General features: G+C 68.5%; 3 protein-coding genes. All 3 read left to right on the forward strand.

Annotation, left to right across the window (positions count from 1 at the left end):
- The coding region (hydA, locus tag H0488_RS22755; RefSeq protein ID WP_183101469.1) for a dihydropyrimidinase at window positions 1-1,102 on the forward strand (1,102 nt) is incomplete at its 5' end.
- A gap of 69 nt (window positions 1,103-1,171) precedes the next feature.
- Complete coding sequence (locus H0488_RS22760; RefSeq protein ID WP_183101470.1) at window positions 1,172-2,194, forward strand: TIGR03842 family LLM class F420-dependent oxidoreductase; 1,023 nt, start codon at window positions 1,172-1,174, stop codon at window positions 2,192-2,194.
- Window positions 2,195-2,197: 3 nt separating this feature from the next.
- Window positions 2,198-2,715: ABC transporter permease family protein (locus H0488_RS22765; protein ID WP_512698550.1), on the forward strand; the 518-nt coding region annotated here is incomplete at its 3' end.

Consider the following 2,715-nt stretch of genomic DNA (forward strand, 5'->3'; position numbering starts at 1 on the left):
CGGCCTCGCGCACTGGCACGAGCTCGCCGCCGGCAACTGCGCGATCGACTACGGCTTCCACCAGATCGTCGGCGGCGTCGACGACGACTCGCTGAAGGCGATGGAGCGTCTGGTCGACGAGGGCATCACGTCGTACAAGCTGTTCATGGCCTACCCCGGCGTCTTCTACAGCGACGACGCCCAGATCCTGCGGGCGATGCAGAAGGCCCGTGAGATGGGGCTGCTGACGATGATGCACGCCGAGAACGGTCCGGCCATCGACGTGCTCGCCGCGCAGCTGGCCGAGTCCGGCAAGACGACGCCGTACTACCACGGCATCGCGCGCGCCTGGCAGATGGAGGAGGAGGCCACCCACCGGGCGATCATGCTCGCCGACCTGACCGACGCGCCGCTCTACATCGTGCACATGAGCGCGAAGCAGGCCGTCGCCCAGGTCGCGTGGGCGCGCGACAACGGCAAGAACGTCTTCGGTGAGACCTGCCCGCAGTACCTCTACCTGTCGCTGGAGAAGAACCTCGGCGCCACGAGCGAGGAGTGGGGCGACTTCGAGGGCGCGAAGTGGGTCTGCTCGACCCCGCTCCGCTCGGAGGAGGAGGGCCACCTCGAGGCGATGTGGCAGGGCCTGCGCACCAACGACCTGCAGATGGTCTCGACCGACCACTGCCCGTTCTGCATGAAGGACCAGAAGGAGCTCGGCAAGGACGACTTCCGCGCGATCCCCAACGGCATCGGCTCGATCGAGCACCGCGTCGACCTGCTCTACCAAGGCGTCGTCGACGGCCGGATCTCGCTGCCGCGCTGGGTCGAGCTGATCTCGACCACGCCGGCGCGGATGTTCGGCCTCTACGGCAAGAAGGGCGTGATCCAGCCGGGCGCCGACGCCGACATCGTCGTCTACGACCCGAACGGCCACACGTCGATCGGCGTGGGCAAGACCCACCACATGGCCATGGACCACTCCGCGTGGGAGGGCTACGAGATCGACGGCCACGTCGACGTCACCATCTCCCGCGGCACCGTGCTGGTGGAGGACGGCGAGTTCAAGGGGACCAAGGGCCACGGCCGGTTCCTCAAGCGCGATCTCACTCAGTACCTGGTGTAACGGGCGCCGCTGGTCGAGGAGCTCGCGCAGCGAGCGTCAAGGGACCGAGGCACCAACGAAAGGAACAACATGGACTTCGGTGTGGTGATCCAGACCAACCCGCCCGCGTGGCGCACGGTCGGGCTCGCGAAGCAGGCCGAGGAGCACGGGTTCGACTACGTGTGGACCTTCGACTCCCACCTGCTGTGGCAGGAGCCCTACGTCATCTACAGCCAGATCCTCGCCGAGACCCGGCGGATCATCGTCGGACCGATGGTGACGAATCCGGCGACGCGTGACTGGACCGTGACGGCGTCGGTGTTCGCCACCCTCAACGAGATGTACGGCAACCGCACGGTGGTCGGCATCGGCCGTGGCGACTCCGCGGTACGGGTGCTCAACGGCAAGCCGACCACCCTCAAGGAGGTCCGCGAGGCCACGCACGTGATCCGCGAGCTCGGCAACTGCCGACCGGTCGAGCACAACGGCTCCACGCTGCAGTTCCCCTGGGCGCGCACCTCCGAGCTCGAGGTCTGGATCGCCGCCTACGGCCCGCTGGCGCTCAAGACCGCCGGTGAGGCGGGCGACGGCTTCATCCTCCAGCTCGCCGACGTCGACGTCGCGAGGTGGATGATCACCCAGGTGCGCGACGCCGCCGAGAAGGCCGGCCGCGACCCGGACGCGCTGACCTTCTGCGTCGCCGCGCCGGCGTACGTCGGGAGCGAGGACCAGATCGACCACATGCGGTCGCAGACCCGGTGGTTCGGCGGGATGGTGGGCAACCACATCGCCGACATCGTCGCGAAGTACGGCGAGGGTGGTGACTTCCCCCAGGTGCTCGTCGACTACATCAAGGGCCGCACCGGCTACGACTACAACACCCACGGCAAGGCCGACAACGACCACGTCGACTTCGTCCCCGACGAGATCGTCGACCGGTTCTGCATCCTCGGGACCCCGGAGCAGCACATCGCGAAGCTCGAGGAGCTCCGGGCGATCGGCGTCGACCAGTTCGCGGTCTACCTCCAGCACGACAACAAGGAGGAGACGATGCGCGTCTACGGCGAGTCGATCATGCCCCACCTCCGCGACCACATCACGGCCAAGGCGTAGACCTTGGCCCAGCTCTGGAACCGCTTCCGCGCGGTGCTCTTCGGCGTCCTCGGCGTGGCCGGGGTGGTCGCGACCTGGGACCTCTACAAGGCGTTCGGGCCCGAGCAGGGCGTGCTGGTCGGCGACACCCGGGTGCTGCCGCGCACGACCGAGCTCGCGATGCCGCACTCCTGGGAGATGCTGCAGCGCTTCGGCGAGCCCGTCACCGGGCGGCCGGACGCCCCCAGCGCCCTCCAGGCCGTGTTCGACGCCAGCATGTTCTCGCTCGGCCTGGCCGGGCGCGGCTGGCTGATCGGCGTGGTGGTCGGACTGCTCCTGGCGCTGCTGATGAGCGGGCTGCGGATCTTCGAGTCCGCGCTGCTGCCCTGGGTGATCCTCAGCCAGACCGTGCCGCTGATCGCGATCGCGCCCCTGGTCCGGCGCTGGGGCTCGGAGATCCAGATCGGCGGCTACGTCTGGAGCAGCGAGGACTCGGTCGCCGTGGTCGCGGCCTACCTCGCGTTCTTCCCGGTCGCCGTCGG

The organism is Nocardioides pelophilus (assembly GCF_014180685.1).
GTDB lineage: Bacteria > Actinomycetota > Actinomycetes > Propionibacteriales > Nocardioidaceae > Nocardioides > Nocardioides pelophilus.

Excerpts from the sequence above, each read along its gene's own strand:
- H0488_RS22760 (WP_183101470.1), top strand. The coding sequence starts at position 1,172 with ATGGACTTCGGTGTGGTGATCCAGACCAACCCGCCCGCGTGGCGCACG.